25 protein-coding genes are annotated in these 22,203 nt (G+C 47.4%); 17 read left to right on the top strand and 8 right to left on the bottom strand.

Annotated features, from left to right (window positions below; all coding sequences use genetic code 11):
- Positions 1-186 precede the first annotated feature (186 nt).
- From LIZ87_RS10255 to LIZ87_RS10245, 3 genes are all read left to right on the top strand, one after another.
- A complete protein-coding gene (locus LIZ87_RS10255; RefSeq protein ID WP_227146785.1) occupies positions 187-777 on the top strand; it encodes a DUF3793 family protein in 591 nt (196 codons plus the stop codon).
- A gap of 38 nt (positions 778-815) precedes the next feature.
- Positions 816-1,244 (top strand): flavodoxin, encoded by a 429-nt coding sequence (locus tag LIZ87_RS10250; protein ID WP_178315017.1) that lies wholly within the window; start codon positions 816-818, stop codon positions 1,242-1,244.
- A gap of 278 nt (positions 1,245-1,522) precedes the next feature.
- On the top strand, positions 1,523-2,263 hold the full coding sequence (locus tag LIZ87_RS10245; RefSeq protein ID WP_227146782.1) for a zinc ribbon domain-containing protein: 741 nt from the start codon (positions 1,523-1,525) through the stop codon (positions 2,261-2,263).
- Here LIZ87_RS10245 and LIZ87_RS10240 read toward each other — a convergent pair.
- Positions 2,253-3,551 carry a lactate racemase domain-containing protein gene (locus LIZ87_RS10240; protein ID WP_178316029.1) on the bottom strand — a complete coding sequence of 433 codons (1,299 nt, stop codon included), beginning with the start codon at positions 3,549-3,551 and terminating at the stop codon, positions 2,253-2,255. The genes LIZ87_RS10245 and LIZ87_RS10240 overlap by 11 nt on opposite strands.
- Before the next feature lie 210 nt (positions 3,552-3,761).
- Here LIZ87_RS10240 and LIZ87_RS10235 point away from each other — a divergent pair, with 210 nt between their 5' ends.
- Both LIZ87_RS10235 and LIZ87_RS10230 read left to right on the top strand, forming a co-directional pair.
- Positions 3,762-4,070 (top strand): UxaA family hydrolase, encoded by a 309-nt coding sequence (locus LIZ87_RS10235; protein WP_227146779.1) that lies wholly within the window; start codon positions 3,762-3,764, stop codon positions 4,068-4,070.
- A 15-nt stretch (positions 4,071-4,085) separates the two neighbouring features.
- Positions 4,086-5,249: a UxaA family hydrolase gene (locus LIZ87_RS10230; protein WP_227146776.1), complete on the top strand. Its 1,164-nt coding sequence runs from the start codon at positions 4,086-4,088 to the stop codon at positions 5,247-5,249.
- On the opposite strand, the gene LIZ87_RS10225 is transcribed toward LIZ87_RS10230, so the two are convergent.
- Together LIZ87_RS10225 and LIZ87_RS10220 are read right to left on the bottom strand one after the other, a co-directional pair.
- Positions 5,246-6,805, bottom strand: coding sequence for a PucR family transcriptional regulator (locus LIZ87_RS10225; RefSeq protein ID WP_227146774.1), 1,560 nt, complete (start codon positions 6,803-6,805; stop codon positions 5,246-5,248). The genes LIZ87_RS10230 and LIZ87_RS10225 overlap by 4 nt on opposite strands.
- 53 nt (positions 6,806-6,858) lie before the next feature.
- Positions 6,859-7,923: a tyrosine-type recombinase/integrase gene (locus LIZ87_RS10220; protein ID WP_227146771.1), complete on the bottom strand. Its 1,065-nt coding sequence runs from the start codon at positions 7,921-7,923 to the stop codon at positions 6,859-6,861.
- 159 nt (positions 7,924-8,082) lie between these two features.
- On the opposite strand from LIZ87_RS10220, the gene LIZ87_RS10215 reads away from it, so the two are divergent.
- The 12 genes from LIZ87_RS10215 (at position 8,083) to LIZ87_RS10160 (ending at position 18,513) form a co-directional block, all read left to right on the top strand.
- Entirely contained in the window at positions 8,083-9,456 is a 1,374-nt protein-coding gene (locus tag LIZ87_RS10215; protein ID WP_227146768.1) for a hypothetical protein, read from the top strand.
- Between the two features lie 116 nt (positions 9,457-9,572).
- On the top strand, positions 9,573-9,725 hold the full coding sequence (locus tag LIZ87_RS10210; RefSeq protein ID WP_227146764.1) for a hypothetical protein: 153 nt from the start codon (positions 9,573-9,575) through the stop codon (positions 9,723-9,725).
- Between the two features lie 101 nt (positions 9,726-9,826).
- Complete coding sequence (locus tag LIZ87_RS10205; RefSeq protein ID WP_227146761.1) at positions 9,827-10,642, top strand: rolling circle replication-associated protein; 816 nt, start codon at positions 9,827-9,829, stop codon at positions 10,640-10,642.
- A 629-nt stretch (positions 10,643-11,271) separates the two neighbouring features.
- Positions 11,272-11,505 carry a hypothetical protein gene (locus LIZ87_RS10200; protein ID WP_227146758.1) on the top strand — a complete coding sequence of 78 codons (234 nt, stop codon included), beginning with the start codon at positions 11,272-11,274 and terminating at the stop codon, positions 11,503-11,505.
- A gap of 15 nt (positions 11,506-11,520) precedes the next feature.
- A complete protein-coding gene (locus LIZ87_RS10195) occupies positions 11,521-11,811 on the top strand; it encodes a hypothetical protein (protein WP_227146755.1) in 291 nt (96 codons plus the stop codon).
- Between the two features lie 117 nt (positions 11,812-11,928).
- On the top strand, positions 11,929-12,597 hold the full coding sequence (locus tag LIZ87_RS10190; protein ID WP_227146753.1) for an ATP-binding protein: 669 nt from the start codon (positions 11,929-11,931) through the stop codon (positions 12,595-12,597).
- A gap of 132 nt (positions 12,598-12,729) precedes the next feature.
- The gene (locus LIZ87_RS10185; protein ID WP_227146751.1) at positions 12,730-13,545 is read left to right on the top strand and encodes a hypothetical protein; all 816 of its coding nucleotides are present in this window, start codon (positions 12,730-12,732) and stop codon (positions 13,543-13,545) included.
- A gap of 102 nt (positions 13,546-13,647) precedes the next feature.
- The gene (locus LIZ87_RS10180) at positions 13,648-13,857 is read left to right on the top strand and encodes a hypothetical protein (RefSeq protein ID WP_227146749.1); all 210 of its coding nucleotides are present in this window, start codon (positions 13,648-13,650) and stop codon (positions 13,855-13,857) included.
- 428 nt (positions 13,858-14,285) lie between these two features.
- Positions 14,286-14,723: a MarR family winged helix-turn-helix transcriptional regulator gene (locus tag LIZ87_RS10175; protein WP_178316191.1), complete on the top strand. Its 438-nt coding sequence runs from the start codon at positions 14,286-14,288 to the stop codon at positions 14,721-14,723.
- Between the two features lie 26 nt (positions 14,724-14,749).
- Entirely contained in the window at positions 14,750-16,249 is a 1,500-nt protein-coding gene (locus LIZ87_RS10170; protein ID WP_227146747.1) for an SLC13 family permease, read from the top strand.
- A gap of 10 nt (positions 16,250-16,259) precedes the next feature.
- Complete coding sequence (locus tag LIZ87_RS10165; protein ID WP_227146745.1) at positions 16,260-17,129, top strand: MBL fold metallo-hydrolase; 870 nt, start codon at positions 16,260-16,262, stop codon at positions 17,127-17,129.
- A complete protein-coding gene (locus tag LIZ87_RS10160) occupies positions 17,116-18,513 on the top strand; it encodes a pyruvate carboxylase subunit B (RefSeq protein WP_227146743.1) in 1,398 nt (465 codons plus the stop codon). The genes LIZ87_RS10165 and LIZ87_RS10160 overlap by 14 nt, the downstream gene beginning before the upstream one ends.
- Before the next feature lie 113 nt (positions 18,514-18,626).
- On the opposite strand, the gene LIZ87_RS10155 is transcribed toward LIZ87_RS10160, so the two are convergent.
- From LIZ87_RS10155 to LIZ87_RS10135, 5 genes are all read right to left on the bottom strand, one after another.
- Positions 18,627-19,100: a DUF3592 domain-containing protein gene (locus tag LIZ87_RS10155; protein ID WP_178316620.1), complete on the bottom strand. Its 474-nt coding sequence runs from the start codon at positions 19,098-19,100 to the stop codon at positions 18,627-18,629.
- Between the two features lie 141 nt (positions 19,101-19,241).
- Positions 19,242-19,880 (bottom strand): NUDIX hydrolase N-terminal domain-containing protein, encoded by a 639-nt coding sequence (locus LIZ87_RS10150; protein WP_178316619.1) that lies wholly within the window; start codon positions 19,878-19,880, stop codon positions 19,242-19,244.
- 109 nt (positions 19,881-19,989) lie between these two features.
- The gene (locus tag LIZ87_RS10145; protein WP_227146742.1) at positions 19,990-21,045 is read right to left on the bottom strand and encodes a YARHG domain-containing protein; all 1,056 of its coding nucleotides are present in this window, start codon (positions 21,043-21,045) and stop codon (positions 19,990-19,992) included.
- Positions 21,046-21,068: 23 nt separating this feature from the next.
- Complete coding sequence (locus tag LIZ87_RS10140; RefSeq protein ID WP_227146740.1) at positions 21,069-21,827, bottom strand: copper homeostasis protein CutC; 759 nt, start codon at positions 21,825-21,827, stop codon at positions 21,069-21,071.
- 59 nt (positions 21,828-21,886) lie between these two features.
- A complete protein-coding gene (locus LIZ87_RS10135) occupies positions 21,887-22,144 on the bottom strand; it encodes an HPr family phosphocarrier protein (RefSeq protein ID WP_227146738.1) in 258 nt (85 codons plus the stop codon).
- Between the last annotated feature and the right edge of the window lie 59 nt (positions 22,145-22,203).

Raw genomic sequence — 22,203 nt, 5'->3', positions numbered from 1 at the left:
ATAAATGTAGAAAAGTCCGAGCTCTCGCTCGGGACTTTGTCTACAGTCTGAGGGCAGGTTTTCCTGCCCTTTTCTATTGAGAAAGTTTTTCAGTGGCCCCTACTTGTTTTTATGGGATAAATCTGGTAGTATATGTCATATGGTTAGTTAAAACTAACTTTTGATTATATTTGATTGAGGTGGCATATGAGCAGGGAGACATTGGACTTGATGCTGGAACTGAACCATAGGGAGCTGGAGACGCAGGTAGCGCTTCAATGTGCTCCCCTCTTAACAGGACTTAAGATATCAAACCTTCTGACTGTCAGCAAAGCCCATCGAAATGAGGTCATAAGGCTGTTTCGTGATACTGCGGTTTCCTGTTTTCTCCTCTATGAATCAGAGGAAAAGGTAACCTTTCTGCTTTACAGCAGGGAAAAGCTGGAGCGGTATTTGAGACAGAAGGATGTGAGGGAGCTCATGGAGCATTTTGGCTACCAGGGCATGGCCTTGGGGCTGATCCTGCGCAAGGTGGCGCTGCGTTACGGAGCCCATATGGAGGAGAAGGCAGATTTCCCTCATGAGATCGGTCTGCTCTTAGGCTATCCCACAAAGGATGTATCTGGATTCATCGAGAATGAAGGGAAGAATTTTCTCTACATCGGTTACTGGAAGGTGTATTCGGATCTGTCGGAGTGTATGAGAGTATTCGCAGGCTATAACTGGGCTCGTGAAAAGGTTATACAGATGTTCTCCGGCGGAATGGGAGTAAGAAATATTTTAAATTGTTATCATTAGTATCCATATAAAATAATGACAAAAGGAGGAAAACAAACATGGATGAGATTATGGTAGTATATTGGTCACAGACCGGCAACACAGAGGCTATGGCACAGGCAGTTGCACAAGGAATCGAGGAGGCTGGAAAGAAAGCAGTCGTAACAGAGGTTTCCGGAGCTTCCATAGATGCCTTAAAGGCAGCTTCCGCCTTTGCACTGGGATGCCCTGCAATGGGAGCAGAGGTATTAGAGGAGAGCGAGATGGAGCCCTTCGTAATGGAGGTTGAAGGATTTGCTGCGGGAAAGAAGATCGGCCTCTTCGGCTCCTACGGATGGGGAGACGGCCAGTGGATGCGTGACTGGACAGAGCGCATGGTAAACGCAGGCGCAGTTGTTCCGGGCGGCGAGGGCGTGATCGCCCAGGAAGCTCCTGATGATGAGGCTCTTGAGGCCTGCAAGGCGTTAGGAAAGGCACTGGCTGAGTAACAGAAAAGGATAGCTTGTCATAATTGCCCCGGTGATAAAGACCGGGGTATTTTTCTGCCTTTTGCACTGCGGCTGCCGGGAGGACGGCCAGCGCTTCAGACGTCCTTCCCGGCAGCCACAGCGTAAAATACGGAAACTTAAGTTTGTTTTGGTTGCCAGCCAGGAGGCTTTCGTTTACAATAAAAGAAAACGGACGTAACAGTTCAGTCGGCTGCCGGGAGGGCGGCTGGCAGCCGATTGAACTGTTACAAACGGACAAAGGGGAGAGGAGAGTGCGGATGAGCAGTTACCTATTCGCTGGCATATTACTCCTGGTGCTTGCGGGAGGCTTTTTTATTTACTGGAAGGTGAAGAGGACCGCACGGCGCGTCTCAAAGGCTCTGTTCGGAACAGAGGACTGGGAGGAAGGAATGAGAAAACGCAGGCTGGAGGAATCCCTCACTCCGCGTTCCGTATCCGGCATGACAAGCGTCTACCTCCCACAGATAAAAAAGGATTTCCCGGAATTTGACTGGCCGGAATTCCGGGCAAGGTCCCAGAACCTTCTTGCGTCCTTTTTAAAGGCTGTGAGCAGCCAGGAGCTGTCTCTTCTGAATGGTGCATCCTCTGAGATTTTGGACCAGGCAAGGCTTTGGATCTCTGACCTAAAGTCCCAGGAGATAGAGGAGCTGTTTCAGGACATAAAGATACACCGGACAGAGATCCTTGGGTATACAAAGGAAAAAGGGACCTGCACCATTACCATACAAACCTCCGTGCAATATCTGCACTATAAGAGAAGGAATGGGCAGATCCTGTCAGGCTCTAAAGAATATTTGGAACAGTCCCGGTACAATATGGAGCTCCAGTATGTCCAGGATGAGAACAAGGCAGCAGGAGAGGGCGCAGCCGTGGGACTTACCTGTCCCCAGTGCGGTGCACCCGTTACCAGGCTGGGCGAGGCCTTCTGCGAATACTGCGGCACTGCTGTTACGCGGGTGAATATCCGGTCATGGCAGTTTATCAAGATCAGATCATAAAGCCTTCCTTGTCAAATTCCATATCATAGGGCTCACTGATGATCTCAACCTCTGGATTGTCCTTTAATTCTTCATAATAGCTCTCGGAAACTTCAATTTCATCCATATGTAGGGTATCCTTGATCCGCACCACCTTTACCTTGTCAAAGGAGAAATCTGCACCGGTGCAGGTACGGATGGCGATCAAAAGGGCCTCCCTGTCATTTTCCATATAGATAGGGATCACTCCGCCCATAAGCCTTGTGGAGGTAATAACATTGACCCAGGTCGCCTCAAAGTCAACACTGTTTAAACAGCGGCGGGTGGTGATATCGGCAGTTCCCAGGCCGCAGGCATTGTGATGGGTTTCCTTGTTTAGGCCGCGGACAAATACCTTCTGGATATCGATCACATCCCGGAAGCCATCAGAATTGCTCCTTCCGGTAATGTTGGGATCATGACCGTTTCCGCTGACATTTTTACCGATCTCGTCAATGACAAGAACATCGATCTTAGGGAACTTAAAGGTGGGAACCTTTGATTTGGCAATCTCAAGAAGCTCGGCATCCTTTTCAAGGAGATGCTCCTTTTCCATCACCTCGATCTCACTGATCTCATCATAGGCATTCTGCACAATGCCGACTCCAAATGCTACAGGAGCATTTGCAAGGAACACATCACAGACCTGTGGAATGCGCTCTGCAAAAGTAGGGAAGCCCTTCATGTGGAACATTGAGGCGCCCTTGTGCTTTGCCAGGCCGATGGCCATCATTTTTGCCATGCCGCTTTCATGCTTTCCGCGGAAATCCGTGTGGGGCTTTACCTTGTTTAATACAATGATACCGTCTGATTCCGCTGCATATTTATCGCAGTAAACAGGTGTGCCGTCAGCCAGGCCTCCGATCTGCACCACCTCCATGGAGGACAGGATGGGAACGCCCATGGTTTCCTCTGTGATGTTGAAGCCTGCCAGCATTTCTGCCTGTCCTTCGGCAGTACCGCCTCCATGGCTGCCCATAGCAGGGATGATAAAAGGCTCTGCTCCCCATGATTTTAATTTGTCAACAATTGTGCGGATAATGACATCGAGATGGGGGATCCCGCGGCTTCCGGCTGTGATACAGAGCCGCTTTCCGCGGTATTGTGACGGATCTTTTAGGTTCTGTTCCATCTGGCTGGTGATCCATCCGGGGATATCTTCGATCTTCGTCTTATCATAGATCTGCCGGATCTTCATCATACGCGGAATATGAACCTGCTCCATACCCTCGACCTTGAGATTCATTTTTGGAAATTCAATAAACTGCATGGTACCCCTCCTTATATACGGAATCATGTTGCGAAAGCAACCCCTTTTTCCATTTATTATATAACCGGCAGTCAGAAAAATCATCGGAATATGCTACGATTTCAGACAGAAAAAGAGGCACGAGGTACTGGATAAAATGTCCAGTAAACAGACGGGATTTTTCAGGGAAAATCGTTTGATTCAACGTTGAAACAGGCATCCGCAAGGGATATGATAATACTATCAAATCAGATTGGGGGACATACCATGATCAATGCTTTTTTGATACAACCAAAGGACGATGTCGTAACTGTGGCAGAGACTGTCTGTAAAGGCGGGGATATTACCTATGTGCAGGACAGTGAGGAGATCACCATCCAGGCTGCAGATGATATTCCCAAATATCACAAGGCAGCAGTCAGGGATATCAAGTGTGGAGAAAATGTCCATAAATACGGGGAAGTGATCGGACATGCAACAGAGGATATCTGTCTGGGCGGCTATGTACATGCCCACAATGTAAGCGACCGGGTACACTGAAGGAGGTAGACAGAGATGAAGATAAATGCCTATAAGAGAATGGACGGCCGTGTAGGGATCCGGAATCACGTAGTCGTCATGCCTGGGGTCCTGTGCGCAGAGGTGGCAGCGAAGAAGATCGTCCAGGAAACAGAAGGAACTACATTTTTATATAATCAGGTGGGCTGCGGCCAGAATCAGAAGGACAAGAGGACCACACTGGACGTGCTGTCCGGGATGATCGCCAATGGAAATGTATACGGAGCCCTGATCGTAGGACTGGGCTGTGAGACGATCCAGAAGGAGGAATATCTGGAGGCCATTAAGAAAAAAACAGGGAAGCCCGTATACTATATCAGCATCCAGGAGGAGGGCGGCATTGCAAATACCGTGAAGGCAGGAAAGGCCATTGCAGAGAAGCTGCGGCAGGAGGCTGATAAGTGCCGGAGGGAAGAGGTAGATATATCGGAGCTGTTTTTAGGCCTGGAATGCGGCGGCTCTGACCCCACCTCCGGTCTTTCCTGTAACACTGTGCTGGGCAAGGTGACGGACTACCTGATCGATGCAAACGGCACAGCTGCCATGAGTGAGACAGCAGAGGCCATCGGAGCAGAGCATATTTTAAGAGAGAGGGGAAGAACGCCTGAGATCGGACAGCAGATCTATGATGCCATTGTAAAATGGGAGAGAGACCGGTATGAGGAGTCCGGCGAGGACATCCGTGCAGGCAATCCTTCTCCTGGCAATATTGCCGGCGGGATCACCACCTTATCGGAAAAGTCCCTTGGCTGTATCCACAAAAGCGGCAGCAGGCCCTTTGACGGCTGCTATGAATATGGGGAGCTCATAGAGGGAAAGGGCCTGTATTTTATCAATGCAGCGGCATTTGACGTGGTCAACACCGTAGCGCTGGTTGCCAGCGGTGCCCAGCTTGTAGCATTTACCACCGGAAGAGGAAACCCCATTGGAAATCCCATTGCCCCGGTGGTGAAGATCACCGGCAACCATGAGGCTGCCATACGGTTTGCCGATTTCATTGATCTGGACACCAGCGAGAGCTTAAGCGGCAAAAAGTCCTTTGATGAGCTGAGCCGGGAAATGCTGGAATATATGGTGCGCGTCTGTAACGGTGAGCCTGTGAAGGCTGAGATCAACGGAGCCTGTGAAATGGCAGTGAACCAGATTAACAGTTACTCTTAAGATTCCGGAGCCTGCTCTGCTGCCAGCAGATGAAGGGCCTTAAAGGAGATCAAAAGGGTCAGCCTGATCTCAGGATCATCCAGGGAAAGCCCCAACAGCTCCTCGATCTTGTTGATACGGTAGAGGACGCTGTTGCGGTGCAGATGCATATGTTTGGAAACCTTTGTGATATTCCTGTCACAGTTTAAGTAATATTCTAAAAGCTCCATGTTGTCGGATCCATGGGCCTTATCATACTCTATGATCCGGTTGACCTGCTGGAAATAAAGCATTTTGTAGTTGATCTCTTTGGAAGCGCAGGTCAGAAGATGATAGGTATAATAATCCCTGTAGCTGTATAGATTCTGCTCCGGATGCAGCTTTTTTCCCAGCTGGGCAGCTGTTTCCGCCTTGATATAGGCGTCCTTCAGATTGACAATATCCGTGAAAATGTCACTGAAGCCACAATAGACATCATTGTAATGCAGAAGCTGCCTTAGCTGCTGCAGGAGCCATTTCTGATCGGAATCCTGCCTGCCGGCCTTTATCTGGCTCAGCAGCAGGATTTTATCATGGTAAAAGAAGATCCTTGCCTCAGGAATAGCTGCTTTTAACAGTTGGAGCATGTACTGGGCATGGGATTCAATATAGTGGCGGAAAAACAGGATATAGAGCTGGAAGGCTGCATTTGCATCAATGTCGAAAAAGGCAGCGCTTGACAGGATATCCTGTTCCGTGATCTTTTCTTCAATAATATCGATCAGAAAGTAATAGGTCCTGCTTTGATTAGAGGCCGGAGGCAGGGTTTCCGGCGGCTCACAGGCATATTGGAATATGACATCGCTCAAAAATCCCAGCAGATCAAAATCAGACAACGAAGGCGGCTGATTTAAGCCATAAAGGCAGATGGTGTTCAGCTGTATGGCATTCTCCTCAAAGCGCTTGACAATGAGGGGGCAGCCAACGTGATTGGGAAGATAGGAAAAAGAGAGCTCGTTGTGGCTTTCCGATTCCTGAAGGAATTTCTTAGAAACGATCTCATGTATCATTTCCTCCGGAAAATATTTGTGTTTTACGGCGAACTCCAGGTCGGGATGGGGGATAGGGATATTTTTTGTGGAGGCGGCGATCTGCAGGGAACGTGTTGTCAAAAAAATAGGATTCGTAAAAAATGGCTCGCTGATATCCAAAAGCTCCTGAAGGCTGCAGCGGGACAGGACAGCCACCTTTAAGTCAGCGTCCCATTGAAACAAGAGGTGTTTTAGCTCCTGCAGAAGATTAGAGACCTCCAGCAGATCTGCATTTTCAGAGAGCCAGATCAGATGAAGGCCTGGTGATCCCTCTATCCGGCCATCCTCCACGGCTTTGGGGCATATCACATAGACATCACCCTTTGGCTCCGGATACTCCGGCATGAACGGACAGCAGGCGGAAAGGTAGAGGGTAGAAGCGTCCATTTGTGACTGCCCGGTGAGAAAGGCAATATGCTTAAATGTTTTGCTTGCCGTATTCTCCGGAAATGTGTCCGATAAAAAGGGAGCCAGCTCGCGGAGTACAAGATTTAATGTGATATCCATAAGAGTCATCCTTTTTGTGTATATTCATTTCCTGTGTCCAGAAGGTTTACTGCCTATTCTTTGTACTCATGCTCACGCAGCTTCACCTTGTTGCGTGCGCTGCGGCGCCGCTCGTCCTCCAGAGCCGCATAGTGGCGTTTGGTGGTGTTGACATCGGAATGTCCCAGCACATCTGCGACCAGATAGATGTCGCCTGTCTCACGGTAAAGGTTTGTGCCGTAGGTGCTGCGGAGCTTATGCGGCGTGATAGGCTTTAAAGGGGCCACAGGCCGGGCATATTTTTTGACCAGATTCTCCACGCTGCGCACAGAGATCCGTTTGCGCTGAAGGGAGAGGAAGAGTGCGTCCTCGCTGCCTTTCTCCGGAAGGATCTGGTCGCGCTCCTCCAGATAATCCAGAAGGGCATCCTCCACCTCCGTTCCGAAATAGACTGTTACCTCCTTGCCGCCTTTGCGGTAGATCCGGATCCCGCCATTTTTAAAGTCAATGTCAGAAATATTAATTCCAACACATTCCGATACACGGATACCGGTTCCCAACAGCAGCGTCAAGAGAGCCAGATCCCGCGTCTTTGTTTTCTTATGAAAGGCCTTTTGCTTTTCCGTCAGGTTTTCCCCTGCCTCCACCTCATCCAGCAAAAGGGCTACCTCGTCCACGTCCAGACGGATGATCTCTTTCTCATGAAGCTTTGGAAGAGTGACCAGGGCAGCAGGATTATTCTTGATCCGCTCGCTGCGGTAGTAGTAGTTATAGAAGCTCTTCAAAGAACAGATCTTCCTCATGATCCCTCGTTCTTTGTTCATGACCTCCTGATTCTTATCATTAAACCGGTATTTCAAATATTCCATATATTCTTCAAAATCAGTCACAGAGAGCTGATCCAGATGGTCTAAGGTGATTTCCTTTATATCCAGTTTATGCAAAACAGGATTTTCCTTTTTCAGAAAATCAAAAAAAACATGAAGGTCATACGCATAAGCGATCCGCGTCCTGGAGGAAGTCCTGGGCTCAATCCCACGGAAGAAGTCCCCGCAGAAAGGCGGAAGGTCACGGATAAGGTTTCTTAATTTCAGGATATTTTCTTTGTCTTTTTGTTCGTGGTAGGATAAATTGGGCATATGTAAAATTAGGGCGTAACAAAGATAAAACTGGCCATAACTATTCGTTAAACTAGACTTTCGCGAATAGTTGGAAATGTAGCACTATCTTCCCTCTGCGCCGTTATAAAACCTCGATTTCTATATTTATTGGCTGTTTTTATTATACGTTTGGAGGTGATGAAAATCAAGAAATTATTTCACAGGTCAGTTTCCTTGCTCTTAGCTGTCCTCCTGGCGGTTGCTCTTCCTGTTACTTCCTTTGCGCAGGCTACGCCCTCGGAAGCTTCCTACATGGCAACGTCCAGCAATGCTGTATATGACGATTTTATGGAATCGATGGATGATTTTTATTCCGCTGACATTCCTATGCTGATGTCAGATGGGGACGGTGATGTTGATTCTGTCTCTAATGGTACGGTTTCTGATTACTCACAGCTTTATGTTCAGTTTGACTACTATGATAGTTCCAATACTCGACGTAAATATCGTAAATATTGTGATAGCAATGGTTACTTTAGCATTCCTGTTTTAGATGATGCAGTCCGTAATAATGTAATTGATTTTTTTGTTCCTTCTCGTGCTCTCCCTCCGTCTGGTACATATTTAGTTCAGTTACATTTTAGTAGTAATACAGGTGGTTTTACTTATTCCTCTAATTCATCTGCCTTTGTTGGGAAGGATATAAGGAACGCTGAATCAGTCGGTTTAAATGCTCTTTATGATTCATTTTCCCAGTCCTCTGGTGATTTTACTGCTTCAAAAGTGGTTAATTTATCTGGTGCAAATTACTTATTTTTCCGTGTAGTACCTTCACAGGATTTAAAGTTACCTTATGGCGGTTATATTACATGGAGCTTCAAGCCTACTAACAGTTCGTCCGCTCTTACCACTCCTACAACTGGTAATGTATCCAATGATTCCGGCTCCGTTAGTTCAAGTGAAATCGCAGATAATACAGCTGCCATCGTTGAGGGTCAGGAAACCATCATAGAAACTATTAGGGAACAGATTCAGTATATTATTATGCAGATCAGCTCCTTTTGGGATCAGCTGGCTGGCGAGTTCACGAATCTATACAACAAGATGAATAGTCACCATCAGGAAGATCTGGAAAAGGTGGATGAACAGATTGAAAATGATAATGCGAATACGGATAAAGTTACAGGGGCTATTGAGAAACATGGAAATTTTATCATTGAGGGTTTGAAGTCTCTTTTTATTCCTTCGGATGAATATTTTAAGAATTATTTTGATGATCTTTATAACTGGTTCAGCGATCGATTTGGGTTTCTCTCCTTTCCCATTGATCTGCTGGTGGAGCTGGTGGATCTCTTTCTTAATTCGTCAGAAGTGGATTGTGTGCTTACTCTCCCATCCTTCTCTATCATGGAAAATCAGCTCTGGCCTGATATGTCATTTAATTTGACAGAATTTTTAAATACTAATTTTTCGTTCTTATTGGTTGCGATCAGGACTGTTTCCAGCATCTATCTTATTATGGCCTTTGTGCATCTGTGTGAAACTAAATGGAATGAGGTGATGAGGAATTGATTTTAGAGAGTGTGTTTAACCTCTTCTCTTCTGCTCTTAAGCTGATATTTGGTTGGATAAATCTTCCGCAGTTGCCTGCGGAGGTGGAGACAGTTATCAATCAGCTTTTTCAATATATGGAATCTGGGATCGGCTTCCTGTATCTGTTCTTTAATATGTCGTTAGTGAAGATTATGCTGCCGTTCGTGCTGGTGGTCTCGAATTTTGAGAAGGTGTACAAGCTTGTTATGTATGTTCTGCGTAAGATACCTTTTCTTGGGATTGAGTGAATGGCATGGCTCCGTGCCCCGGCGCCAGCGGCGCGGGGCCGGGGCCATTACTTGACAGTATAAACACTTAACACCCAATTTTGAAAAATGGAGGTGATTTTTTGGAACCTTATAATGTAAAAGTTATTACCTATCCAGATTTAACAAGGCAGTTCAGGATTTATCGTAAGCCTGTTATCTATCAGGGATACTTTCGGAAGGAACGTTATCGTAATCCTTTTGATCATGAATATACAAGAGAGATTGAGGATGATATAGGAAAACATTTTGAACACATCACAGAAGTTTCGCTTAAGCGAACTAAGAAAAGGATATACGATTATTCAAAGTCAAATGTATGGGAATGGTTTGTGACGTTCACTTTCAGTCAACATAGAGTGAATAGATATGATTATAATGAATGTACAAAGAAGTTAAGTAAGTGGTTGAATCATTTAAGGCGTTCCTCTCCTGCTCTTTCTTATCTGGTTGTGCCGGAACAGCACAAAGATGGTGCTTGGCATTTTCATGGCTTGTTCTCTGGTCTTTCTGATCGTGAGATTGTATGGTCTGGTCGTTATGTTATTAAGCGGGTTTGTACGTTAGGCCGTCCGAAGTTTGTACGGACGGAAGAAAAGATATATAAGATTGGCAGGTATAATTTGGGATGGATGACTGCAACGAAGGTCAAGTATATGGAAAGAGTCACATCCTACATAACAAAGTATATCACGAAGGATATGTTATCAGGCCTGTATGGAAAGAAACGTTATTGGTGTTCACGTAACTTATTAAAACCTGTGGAAGAGGTTTATATGATGGACCAAACAGACCGCTTCATACTTTCCAGTGAATTGGATGAGGTATCCAGATTCAAAAAGATTTCAGAAGTTTGTTATGGGAATATGACTCAATCAGTTAATTTATATGAGGTTTGATATAAGTGTAGTTTATAAATTGGCATTTGTCAAGTTGTCCCAGCGGTAAACCCTATATTTTGTACTTTTACCCGTGAACCATTGTACTGTAACCTATATGGCTGGGACAGCAAGAGTTAGATTAAATCCTTTATGAGTGTGGCTGCTATATCAACGACTGTTAGTATGGCATGGATGGCAATGGCGATGCCATCAAAAAAGGATTTAATAAATGCCATAGTCTCACCTCCTTTCAATGTGAGATTTTGGCGGAAGAGGAGCAGCTGCTACTGCTCCTCTTCTATTGTGATCGGGCCGTGTTCGGCTTCATAAGTTTGAATGTATTGTTTGACTATATATTCGCCTAAGCTGCTCATGCTTCGGCATTCCAGAGTTGCTATATTAGAGAATTTTTTAATAGTGCTTTCGTCTGATCTGATTTGAATATACGGTTTTTTGCTCGGCATGTTTTTCCTTTCTTGGTGCTTGACAGTGCATGCACTTATGTGGTATGCTGAGTGCATGAAAGTGCATGCACTTTCAATGAGGGCATATGTAAGGTGTTTGGTGGTGCTTACATTTTAGCATATGCCCCGTCAAAAGTAAATTGCAACAAATTATAAGGGTTTAGAGAAATGGAGGTTTATACTATGGTTGTAAGTGGTGAGTTTAAGTTTCTAGGTGTTGAAAAGCGTAATGGTTTTAAGGATCCTGCCCAGACATTTTATGTTCTTGGTCTCGGTCAGGGTCTGGATTCCCTCCGTTGTTACATAAATGCGGAAATGTATGGTAAATATTCTTCTTTAGTGCCTTACTCCGATGTGATCGCGGAGTTGGATTATAATCCTGTATCGGGTAAGGTGGCCTTACGGGCTATCAATTAGAAAAGAGGTGAGATTATGAAATTTTATGACTCCATTAAACGGTATGGGGCCATCCCGATCGCATCGGGGTTAGCCGTTGTTTCGGCCTTCCCGGCGCTTGCCGTAGATGGCACCACGGTTGTCACATCTTCCGATTGGGCGCCGATTATTGAAGCAATGACTGGGCAGATTAGTGTATCTACAGTGGTAGGTGTTATTGCTACTGCGATCGCAGCTGGCATTGGTCTGGTGTTCATGTGGTGGGGCGGTCGCAAAGCGGTTCGTACTCTTATGTCTGCTTTCCGTAAGGGTAAAGTCTCCATGTAACCCTCGGTTGGGGGGCGGATCTTCCGCCCTCCTTTTTTTATTATCTGACAATTATTTCTGCAGCGGGTCTGATCGGGCTTCCTGAAGGTGAAATTGTCTGAATTGTTTGGAGGTTCTATGTCTTTTAAATGGTATATGGGTTCATTGGACATTGGTAACATTTTCAGAGTCTGGAAATATAACAAAGAGTTCCGTAAGCGGCACCCGGAGTATTTTGATCCGGAAGGTATCATTGTCTTTTGTGGGATGCAGGGAGCTGGTAAGACGATCAGTGCTGTTCAGTATGTCCAGAAGCTCTGCGCCCTGTATCCGTCGGTTAAAGTGTGTAGTAACATGGATTTGAAGCTTCCAGAAGGGATTGAGGTATATCCTTGGGATGGCGTTCATTGCTTTACGGATATCAATAACGGCTATGCCGGGGTGATCTACCTGATCGATGAGATTCATCTGGAATTTAACAGCCTGGAAAGTAAGAAGATGGACAGTAACATCTTCACTGTTGTTTCCCAGCAGCGTAAGCAGCGGAAGCACATTGTTGGGACTTCGCAGGTGTTCTCCAGGATCGCGAAGCCGTTTCGTGAGCAGTTCCGCTACGCTGTGGCCTGCCGCACTCTCCTGCGCTGTGTCCAGGTCAATGCACTGATCGATGCCAAAAATGCCCGGGAGGTTGACGGTGAGGTTGTGGCTGACAGCATTAAGCGGTTTTTCTGGTTCCACTCGCCGGAGCTGTACGATAGTTATGATACTTATGCGGTAATGAACCGTTACCGTCAAGATTGGGGGTGAGTGGATGCAGGTAGCTATTGAATTATTCGCCGATGTGATTCGTGAGGCTATGCCTTATGCAATCGTCTTTGCGTTGGGGCAGCGCATAGTCACATTGTTCCTGGGGATGGCCTTTAGAGGAGATGTTCGTTTATGAGGAGGAAATGGTATGCTGTATTATTGTGTCTGGTTCTGTATTCTCTATACGCTGTACCGTGCTATGCGGCTGAGTACACGCTCACTGAGGAGGATTTTCTTGCTCCTGAGGGATATTCTGAAAATCCGCAGGCTAATGTAAATGGTTGGCTTTCGTATCTTCCGGATGATGAAATGGATTTTGATACCTATCAGGAGATAATGGCGCTCATGTATCCGCAGCTGTCTGAAGATTATGAGGAAGAGGAAGAAGAGGAGGAATATGATGATGTGGAAGCTGAAGATTATGATATTGCTACTGGCTCTAATGCTCGCTATGCTAGTCCTTCTAATGCTGAACGTACAAAGACTGCTGGAACGGCTAGAACGGCTAGGGAAGCATCAATAACTGTAAATGCGCCTGTGCTTTATAGCTCTTATACGCCTTATGATTCGTCCATTTCGTCTACAGTGATTACTTATATGTCGGATGTCGTTCCGAAGCTTGGAAATGTTCATTATGTTCTTTTTCGCAATGGACAATATGGCTATCGTTTAGTGTATGCAAAGGAGATGGAATTAGATGGTTCTACTTTCTCCGCTGGTGACGCGCAGTATGTTGCTTATGATTCTCGGTATTATTCTTGGACTTCTGGCTCCGAAGGTTCCTTTACTCTATCGGCTGGGAATTATATTGTTTATAGCGATCTCGGGGACTATCCTATGCTTCATAGCGATTCTGTGTATAGTGGGCTTCTGATCTTATTTGCTGGAGTCTTCCTGCTTTTTACAATCTATCGTTCACTGTTTAACGCTGGCCGTGTGGCAATTTAATACGGCCAGCGATATCCCATTTCCTTGTTCGCTTTCAGTGCCAGGTCTTTAGTGGTCGCGGATCGTCATTACGTGGAATACCTACGTTGTGGAGGTGCTTTTATGTTTGAGCGGAGAGAATTACTTTATATAGATCTGCTGGTTGTGGGGCGTTTGGAATATCTCAAAGCCCGTCATACGCGGGATAAGCGTATATTTGATGCAACACAAATAGATATTCACGAGCGTTTAGTTAGATATGAGGCGGAAATTATGAGTTTGGATTCTGTTCATGAAAAAATTGTGAAGGCTGTGGGTGATATGTCTTTATGATTACTAGACTTTCGCGAATAGTTGGAAATGTAGCACTATCTTCCATCTGCGCCGTTATAAAACCTCGATTTCTAACATATTTTCATAAAAACTATACCATGGAGAAATTTTATGTGCAAGCTTTTATTGTCCTTTTTCCTGGCATGACCTGCTATCCTGGGTTGATTCATATGCAGATTCAGATTCCTATCCATGTACGGCAAGTGCAAGATCATCAAATTCCATTATGAAAGCAAAAGTTTCATCCACCTGATCAAAACATTATTTGATGATTCTAGTTATTTCTAATTATCATGTCCCATAACCCATTTTACTTTGTTCATAATCCCTACGAAAAAATCGTTAGGTACCTTGACATTTCTGTAAATATTCCCTATAATCAAATTCATAAGGTACCTAACAATTTTAAAAGACAGGAGGATTTATATATGCATGAGCCCAGTGATCTGAATGCGGCGATTTTCCAGTTGTTCCGTCAGTTTTCTAACCTTCAGCTTCGACGCGTGGGACATTATCAAGGACAGGGATTGATCCTGATCCAGTTAAAGGAGCAGGGAACACTGACCCAACGGCAGCTGGCAGATATCACAAAGCGGCGTCCGGCTACCATGAGCGAGCAGCTGGAAAGCATGGAGCGTGCAGGCTTGATACGGCGTGAAAAGAATGCCAATGATAAGCGCAATATCGACGTTATGCTGACAGAGGCCGGTTTGACTGCTGCAAAAGATGCTGAGGCTGCCAGAAAGGACGCTGCTGACGACCTGTTTGCAGCCCTGACATTGGAAGAAAAATATGAGCTGCGGCGTCAGCTTACAAAGCTTGTGAACTCTCTGGATAAAGAGATAAACAGCGATTCAGAAATATAATCTTATACAATAGTGGAGGTATTAACATGTTGAACCAAACAACAGAAAAACCGAAGAATTCCAACTATTTATTAAAGTCTCTCATCGGCCTGGTCATTGCCGTATTGTTTTGGATCCTGCCGCCCTTCGGGCAGCTTACCGTTGCCGGTATGAAGCTGTTGGGCCTGTTTATTATGGTCATCTATTTCTGCGTGATCAATGAGCTGGCCTGGCCCAGTGTTCTGGCTGTAGTCGGGATGTCTTTCCTTATCATGGACATTTATCCGGAAACTGCCCTGAATCCGCTTTACCGCGCAGTTGAACTTTCCTGGGGCTACAATATCATTATCTTTGTGGTCGCCAGCCTGTTTATCACCTTTGCATTGAGCGAGGTCGGCTTTATGAACCGGCTGGCAAACTGGTTCCTGCGCCGGAAGATCGCACGCAAGGATCCATGGGCATTCACCTATATGCTGCTGTTCATTGCCCTGTTCATCGGCCTGTGGTTTGACCCGACAGCCTCTCTCCTCTTCTCCCTGGGCTTTACAAAGGCGATTTTTGAAAAGCTGGATATGAAGAAGGGTGAGAACTACCCTGCCATGGTCGTCACCGGAATCGCATTCAGCATCTGTATCGCCTTTGGCATGACTCCGATCTCCCACCCCCTTCCTATTCTTGGCCTCGGTGTATACCAGAAGATAACCGGAACCCCGATCAATTTTGTTACATATATGGCTCTTGGCATTCCCGTAGGCATTATCTGCTTTATTGGCATGCTGCTCATTATCCGTTTCATCGTAAAGCCTGATATGACAAAGCTCAACAATGCCGACCTAGGCAGCCTGGTGTCTGATAAAGCGGAGCCTATGAGCCTTCGTGAGGTGCTGACAGTCACGGTCTCTTTAGCCGTTTTTGCCTGCTGGCTGTTAGATGGCTTTTTGAAGGTATTTATCCCTGCATCGCCTCTCACTGCATTCTTCAGCCAGATCACTACCCTGACGCCTGCTATTGTCGGCGTCGTGCTCCTGTCTGCCATCCGGGTAAATGGACAGCCCTTAATGCCTTTTGAAAAGGGAATGCGGGGCGGTGTGGCATGGAGTATGATCGTCCTGTTAGCAGCGCTGTTTATGCTCGGAAACGGCCTGGCGGAGGCAACTACAGGTTTTAATGCCACGATCATTGGAGTTATGGGTCCCTTTATCAATGGAGGCACATCAAAATACCTGATCATGCTGGTCATTATGATGGTTATTGTCCTGCTGACGAACATATTCAACAATATTCCTGTGGTTATGATGATGCTCAATGTCTGTATCCCGCTGGCACCTGCATTGAATCTGAATTCCCTGTCTGTTGCCCTGCTCATCATCATATCCGGTCAGATGGCATTTGCAGTACCCTCTGCATTCCCCGCTATCACTATCATTTACAGTGATGATTGGGCAAAGCCCAAAATGATCTTCCGCTGCGGCGTTGCCGTCATGCTGTGGTGCCTGCTCATCATGGCTGTTATTGGCTATCCGATGGCAAAAGTAATGTTTGGTTAAGGAGGCATTTATGCAGATCACAGAACATGTTTTCTCAAAAAAAATGGAATTCACGGCTAACACGCCCTTTGGACTCCTCAAACGGCATGCCTTCGTTTTTCTGGTAAAAGGCACGGAAAAAAACTGCCTGATCGATGCTGCGACCAAGCCTCTCCTGCCGGAGGTATTGGATTTTATGGCTGAAACAGGACTGAGACCATCGGATATCGGCGAGATTTTGATCACGCACTCCCACTCCGATCACACGGGCGCATTAAAGAGCCTGAAGGAGCTGTGCGGCTGCCCTGTGGCCGCGTCAAAAGGCAGTGTGGAGTGGATCGAGAACATTGACCTGCAGTTTGAAAAACGTCCCGTTCCCAGATTTTATGAATTTGTGGAGGGATCTGTCAAGGTGGACCACCAGCTTGTGCCTGGAGATGTGATCAGCCTGGGCGATGGAAGCCTGAAAGCCTATGCTGCTCCGGGTCATGATCAGGGACAGCTGGTCTACTTCCACCCTGAGGATGGCGTACTGCTCTCGGCTGACAGTATTCCTGTTCCGGGCAGCATGCCAGTCTACGATAATGTGCAGGCTCAGCTGGACACTCTGTACCGGCTGAGAGATATCCCTGGGGTAAAGGTCCTTCTGATGTCCTGGGACGATCCCCATTACGGTGAGGAGGAAGTCCGGCAGGTGCTGGATGATGCCATTGCCTATGTAAGGCACATCCACTGCCTGACAATGGAGGCTGTCGGTTCTCTGGGAGCCGATGATGTGGAGGCTGTCGCAAAACAGGTCCACAGTGCCCTGAACTTGGCTCCCAGTGAGTTTACCAAAATGTTTATCACTACCATAAAGGCCCATATGGAAGCAAAGGAGGTTTCCAATGCTATTTTCTAAACGGCATGCTCCATCCATCAAAAGCCCCCTTGATCCCGGCGCTCCCAGAAAAAAGCTGTGGGTAGTGAGTCTGGAACTGCGGGATGGACAGCAGTCCCTTTTGGGAACAAGGCTGCGCACAGAGGACATTTTGCCGGTACTGCCCCTGATGGATGAGGTCGGTTATGAATGTATCGAGATGTGGGGCGGCGCGACCTTTGAGGTTGCCCTCCGTTTCCTGGAAGAAGATCCCTGGGAGCGTTTAAGGGCTGTAAAACAGCGGTGCAAAAAGACCCCGCTGCGCATGCTGCTGCGGGGCCAGAATCTGGTGGGCTGCCACCACTATCCCGATGATATTGTTGTCAAATTTGTGGAATGCGCAGCCCGAAACGGGATTGACTACTTTATGGTCATGGATGGCCTGAATGATGTCCGCAATACGGAGGTCGCTGTCCAGACTGCTCTGAGCTGCGGTAAGAAGGCCATTGCGTCCATCCCCTTTATGCTCAGCCCGGTGCACACCACAGAGAAATTTGTGGAGATTGCGAGGGAGTATGAAAAGCTGGGAGTTTACGCAGTTGAGCTGGAGGATATGGCCGGAATGATCAGCCCTCTCAAAACAGGAGAAACGATCCGGGCCCTTAAGGCAGCGCTGAAGATTCCTGTCTACTATCAGGCGCACAGCACAGGAGGAATGGCAGATCTGGGCTATTGGGAGGCCATCCGTGCAGGGGCGGATGCCATCAACTGTGACGTCTCCGCTCTGGCCAGAGGCACCTCCCACCCCGCTGCCGAAAGCTTTGTGGCTGCCCTCCAGAACACCCCTCTTGATACAGGCTTAGATCTGGACCTGCTGGGAAAGATCAATGATCATTTTCTTGCGCTCAGGGAAAAGTATAAGGAATATGAGAGCAAGTTTGCAGGCGTAAATGTAGGCGTGCTGAAGCACAAGATCCCCGGTGGAATGCTCTCCAATCTGGAGCTGCAGCTCAAGCAGATGAATGCAGAAAGCCGGATGGAGGAGCTTTTTGAGGAGGTGGCCCGTGTGAGCCGCGATTTCGGTTATCCGCCCATGGCTACTCCCTTTTCCCAGATGATCGGCGCCCAGGCCATGATGAACCTCTGCACCGGACAGCGGTACAAGATCATTTCCAATGAGTGCCGTAACTATATCCGTGGATCCTACGGCCGTCCTGCAGGACCGATCTCAGAGGAGCTGAAGGCAGAGGTGCTGAAGGGCCAGCCTGCCATCACAGAGCGTCCGGGAAGCCTGCTGGCTCCCGGCTGGGAGGAGGCTAAAGAAAAAAGCGCCGCCTTTGCCAGATGTGATGAGGATGTGCTCACCTATGCCCTCTTCCCTGCCTATGCAGAAAATGTTCTTAAAAAGAAATATCATCTCCTGTAATATCCGACAGAAAAGCCCCCTTCGCTGATCCGGATATGGTAGCAGATCATGATATCTAAAAGCCGTGCCATCTCAAAATAAAATGGCACGGCTTCTCTCTTTTTCCTCATCCATTAACCGAAAAATAAGAACGACACTCCGCTTATCAATGTATTAAAGGTAAATATGAACAGGATCACAGCGCCGATAAGGCTTGATGTGCGGCTTCTCTGCATTGCCTTTCTGAATTCATCTACCACGCAGCAGTCCGGATCAGACGGTATGTAGCGGACAGTATAGCTGCCGCCTAATTCATATTTGCCCCTTCTTTTTTCTGCGAATTCCAGCCGGGTCGTATAGGCCTTTCCATTTACCTGATAGGAAATGACTGGATATTCATTTTTCCAGCGGAAGGACCGGTTCCTGCGGCGTACAGTGACCACCTCGCTGATGGTTCCCTTGGTGACGCCTGTCATTTCATGAGCCCTGTTAAGTATCTTGCCGAGTCTTCTGAAATTGCTGAATACGATCAGGCCAATGACGAAGAAGAATAAGGCGATTATAAAAAATATCAGTGCCCCGCCTATTCCTAAAGATGTGCTTTCCATATGCTATCCCCCTTGATTTTGTTTATTCATAAAAAATATAGCACAAACCGCATCCGATGTAAAGTAAGCTCTTCTCTGTCCGCAGGCATTGTCCGCATATGGGATGGCTTGTTTGTTTGGGTCAGATCCGGTCGGCACGCTCTAATCAAACAGAGGCTGCCAATTCTCATCAGCTGCAGCCTCAAAGCACATGGCGATCTGTGCGGCTGTGCACTTCTCCTCTGCCAGTTTTGGCAGTTCATCCAAGGAAAACCAGCCTATCTCTGAGGTCTCGATATTTTCATGAAATGCTCCTCCTATCAGGTCGCAGAGCACAAAAGCCTTACAGATGCCATAAGCGTAGGGAGGCGTATTGTGCTTATTCCTGTCCTGAAGGGCGATCAGGCGCCTGGGCAATACCTCAAGCCCGGCTTCCTCCCGGACCTCCTTTCTCGTATTACTTGCAACTGACTCCAGAACGTCCATCCAGCCCCCTGGAAGGGCCCAGGTTCCATTTTTCTCGTGGACAAGGAGAATTTGTCCATTTTGGAAGACAGCGGCCCTGGTGTCCATTTTAGGCGTCTGGTAGCCTGTCTCGTTACAAAAGAGAGAGGTAACTTTTTCTATGGGGATTCCGGTTTTAAAGCTCATCATCTCTGCAGCGATCTGCCGGATGCGCTCATAGCGTTCAATATCATATTCATTTTCGGTGTAGGCAAGTCCGTTCTGCGCAATGCTCTGAAGCTCCATAGCCCATGAAAGCCAGGGCTCGCGAAGTACGGAGGAGGTATGTTCATCCATTTGCGGTCATCCTTTCTGGTAGTGATTCTGGTCATTTAGTTTCTGGTTATGAAAATGCCGGCTTTCCCGTATTTCTTACATATAGTTTACATAAATATTTTATGTAAACTTATTTTCTCAGCTCCACTGCAAGCCTGAGATTTTCCCTCTCATACTCATTCATACAGGAAACATCAAAGGCATTTGACGGGATCCGCCCATCATACCAGCTATAGGCAGAGAAGAACTCGTTCCAGGACTGGGATTCAAAGAGATAGCCATGGCGTGCATAGAGCTCATTCCTGAAAATGGCGAAAAGTCCCGGATAATAGCTGAGATCTTCAAGCTCCTCCTCCGTATAATACCGGTTTTCAGAGTCGAAAACAGGCTCATCAAGGGATTCCTCTCCCATCCCCTGCTCCCTGCGGTATTCCCGGACAAGAAAATGGAGGGTCTCCGCTGAGGGCTGGCTGGCATTTTCCTTATAAAAGCTCCATTGGTCCCATATGATCTGATTGGACTGAAAGAGAACCCCTTCCACTGTCCGCTTCAGTGTGAGGATACTTTCCATGTTGTACTGGCTGTACTGATCGGAAAGGCACCATACGCGGCATTCATCTCCGGAAAATTCTCCCTTTATACAGCGGATACCGCGTCTGTTGGTATCTCCGTGCTCGGTATAATAGCTGTCATATTCCGGCAGATACAGCCACGAAAGTCCTCTGCGCATACTGCCCAGGGAACAGCCTGTCTTTTTCTGCAAAAAGGCATCCAAATCGCCTGTGGAGAGGCATACAAGATCTGTCATAAACTCGCTTTGCCCTGCAGCCGCAAGGTAAGCGCCTGTCTCCTCCTCTGACAGCCCTTCACGGGAAATGCCGGCGCCGTTGTAAAATACCTCCTCCAGATCGATCTCCTGGGGCCCATCATAATCCGATAGAAGGAATCCGTAGTTGTCCCCACGGTTTAAATACTTCTCCAGCTCAGCCAGCTCCTCCTTTGTCATAGGGCCATCCGAAAAGGGGAGAGGCGAAGCCTCTGCCGCTGTCTCCCGTACGCTTCTGGAAGTCTCTCTTCCCGTTTCCTCCGGCAAAACCTCCTTGCAGGCGGAGATGGAAACTGCCGCCAGCGAGGCCAGAAGAAGGGGCTTCCATCGAAACACTCCTGCCATGTTCTTATCCTCCATATGAGTCCTGTTTAAATCCTGTTCTACTCCAGGCTTTTGACCAGCATCCGTACCTTATCCGCATCTACAACATCATAACAATCCTCATAGGGAGAAGGGGACATACAGAAGGAAACCTCTCTCCCGCCTGCGGTAGCATCTCTTTTCCAGCCCCGGCAGGAGCTGTGCACCTGGGAAATGCCTGTCTCCTCTATGAGACGGCGGGCATTGGAGGCATTCACACCGCTGCCGGCCAGGATCTCAATATCTCCTCCGTATCTGTTCTGCAGCTCCTTTATGAGGGCTGTCCCGAAAAGCGCAGAAGCCTTCTGGCCGCTTGTCAGCACACGGTCGATCCCCAGAGAGATCAGCTGCTCCATGGAAGAAAAGGCATTCTCTGTGCAGTCAAAGGCTCTGTGGAATACCGCTTCCTTCCCTGCGCCATGGATCAGCTCCACCAGCTCACGGCAGTGCTCCATGTCAATAAAGTTCCCTTCCTTCAGGCACCCAAAGGCAATGCCGTCGGCTCCGTTCTGGATAAGCCGGATGCAGTCTGCCCTCATAACCTGGAAATCCTCCGGGCTGTAACAGAATCCGCCGCCTCTGGGCCGTGCCATAGCGATCACCTTCAGCCTGCAGGTTTCCTTGATCAGCCGGAGGGCCGACATGGATGGTGTCAGACCGCCCAAGAGAAGACCGCTGTTAAGCTCAATGCGCCCTGCCCCTCCTGCTTCTGCCTGCAGCGCATCATAATAACTGCCGCAGCACACCTCTGCTGTGAGATTCTCAAACATTCCTTTCATATAAATGTCCTTTCATCCACTGAGGGTAAGATCCGGTCATATCCTGCATTTGAAAAATATTACAATATTGTCCGCAGAAGGCCGTTTAAAAATCCGGCCGCCTGGCCCTCATCCGGCCCCTCTACTTCCAGAACAAGGGGCTCCCCCTGGCGTGCGCCGAGGCTCATAAGGGCAAGTACATTTTTACAGTCTGCCTTCCCGTGTTCACCGGATAATGTAAAGGTGCTTTTGTACTCTGAGGCAGCACGGCTGATGCTCATAGCATTAACAGCGTGAAGCCCGTTCTTATTGGAAATTACATAACGGTAGCTTATCATAATTCTTCATCCTTTGTGTGTTTTCTAGCCGGGCAAGAAGATACCCCGTCTGAACTGGT

The organism is Lacrimispora sp. 210928-DFI.3.58 (assembly GCF_020554865.1).
GTDB lineage: Bacteria > Bacillota > Clostridia > Lachnospirales > Lachnospiraceae > Enterocloster.
This window is presented reverse-complemented; position numbering and strand designations above follow the sequence as displayed.

Bases quoted from the DNA above. Each gene is read 5' to 3' on its own strand.
- LIZ87_RS10255 (WP_227146785.1), top strand. From the start codon at position 187: ATGAGCAGGGAGACATTGGACTTGATGCTGGAACTGAACCATAGGGAG.
- LIZ87_RS10250 (WP_178315017.1), top strand. From the start codon at position 816: ATGGATGAGATTATGGTAGTATATTGGTCACAGACCGGCAACACAGAG.
- LIZ87_RS10245 (WP_227146782.1), top strand. From the start codon at position 1,523: ATGAGCAGTTACCTATTCGCTGGCATATTACTCCTGGTGCTTGCGGGA.
- LIZ87_RS10240 (WP_178316029.1), bottom strand. From the start codon at position 3,551: ATGCAGTTTATTGAATTTCCAAAAATGAATCTCAAGGTCGAGGGTATG.
- LIZ87_RS10235 (WP_227146779.1), top strand. From the start codon at position 3,762: ATGATAATACTATCAAATCAGATTGGGGGACATACCATGATCAATGCT.
- LIZ87_RS10230 (WP_227146776.1), top strand. From the start codon at position 4,086: ATGAAGATAAATGCCTATAAGAGAATGGACGGCCGTGTAGGGATCCGG.
- LIZ87_RS10225 (WP_227146774.1), bottom strand. From the start codon at position 6,805: ATGGATATCACATTAAATCTTGTACTCCGCGAGCTGGCTCCCTTTTTA.
- LIZ87_RS10220 (WP_227146771.1), bottom strand. From the start codon at position 7,923: ATGCCCAATTTATCCTACCACGAACAAAAAGACAAAGAAAATATCCTG.
- LIZ87_RS10215 (WP_227146768.1), top strand. From the start codon at position 8,083: ATGAAAATCAAGAAATTATTTCACAGGTCAGTTTCCTTGCTCTTAGCT.
- LIZ87_RS10210 (WP_227146764.1), top strand. From the start codon at position 9,573: ATGGAATCTGGGATCGGCTTCCTGTATCTGTTCTTTAATATGTCGTTA.
- LIZ87_RS10200 (WP_227146758.1), top strand. From the start codon at position 11,272: ATGGTTGTAAGTGGTGAGTTTAAGTTTCTAGGTGTTGAAAAGCGTAAT.
- LIZ87_RS10195 (WP_227146755.1), top strand. From the start codon at position 11,521: ATGAAATTTTATGACTCCATTAAACGGTATGGGGCCATCCCGATCGCA.
- LIZ87_RS10190 (WP_227146753.1), top strand. From the start codon at position 11,929: ATGTCTTTTAAATGGTATATGGGTTCATTGGACATTGGTAACATTTTC.
- LIZ87_RS10185 (WP_227146751.1), top strand. From the start codon at position 12,730: ATGAGGAGGAAATGGTATGCTGTATTATTGTGTCTGGTTCTGTATTCT.
- LIZ87_RS10180 (WP_227146749.1), top strand. From the start codon at position 13,648: ATGTTTGAGCGGAGAGAATTACTTTATATAGATCTGCTGGTTGTGGGG.
- LIZ87_RS10175 (WP_178316191.1), top strand. From the start codon at position 14,286: ATGCATGAGCCCAGTGATCTGAATGCGGCGATTTTCCAGTTGTTCCGT.
- LIZ87_RS10170 (WP_227146747.1), top strand. From the start codon at position 14,750: ATGTTGAACCAAACAACAGAAAAACCGAAGAATTCCAACTATTTATTA.
- LIZ87_RS10165 (WP_227146745.1), top strand. From the start codon at position 16,260: ATGCAGATCACAGAACATGTTTTCTCAAAAAAAATGGAATTCACGGCT.
- LIZ87_RS10160 (WP_227146743.1), top strand. From the start codon at position 17,116: ATGCTATTTTCTAAACGGCATGCTCCATCCATCAAAAGCCCCCTTGAT.
- LIZ87_RS10155 (WP_178316620.1), bottom strand. From the start codon at position 19,100: ATGGAAAGCACATCTTTAGGAATAGGCGGGGCACTGATATTTTTTATA.
- LIZ87_RS10150 (WP_178316619.1), bottom strand. From the start codon at position 19,880: ATGGATGAACATACCTCCTCCGTACTTCGCGAGCCCTGGCTTTCATGG.
- LIZ87_RS10145 (WP_227146742.1), bottom strand. From the start codon at position 21,045: ATGGAGGATAAGAACATGGCAGGAGTGTTTCGATGGAAGCCCCTTCTT.
- LIZ87_RS10140 (WP_227146740.1), bottom strand. From the start codon at position 21,827: ATGAAAGGAATGTTTGAGAATCTCACAGCAGAGGTGTGCTGCGGCAGT.
- LIZ87_RS10135 (WP_227146738.1), bottom strand. From the start codon at position 22,144: ATGATAAGCTACCGTTATGTAATTTCCAATAAGAACGGGCTTCACGCT.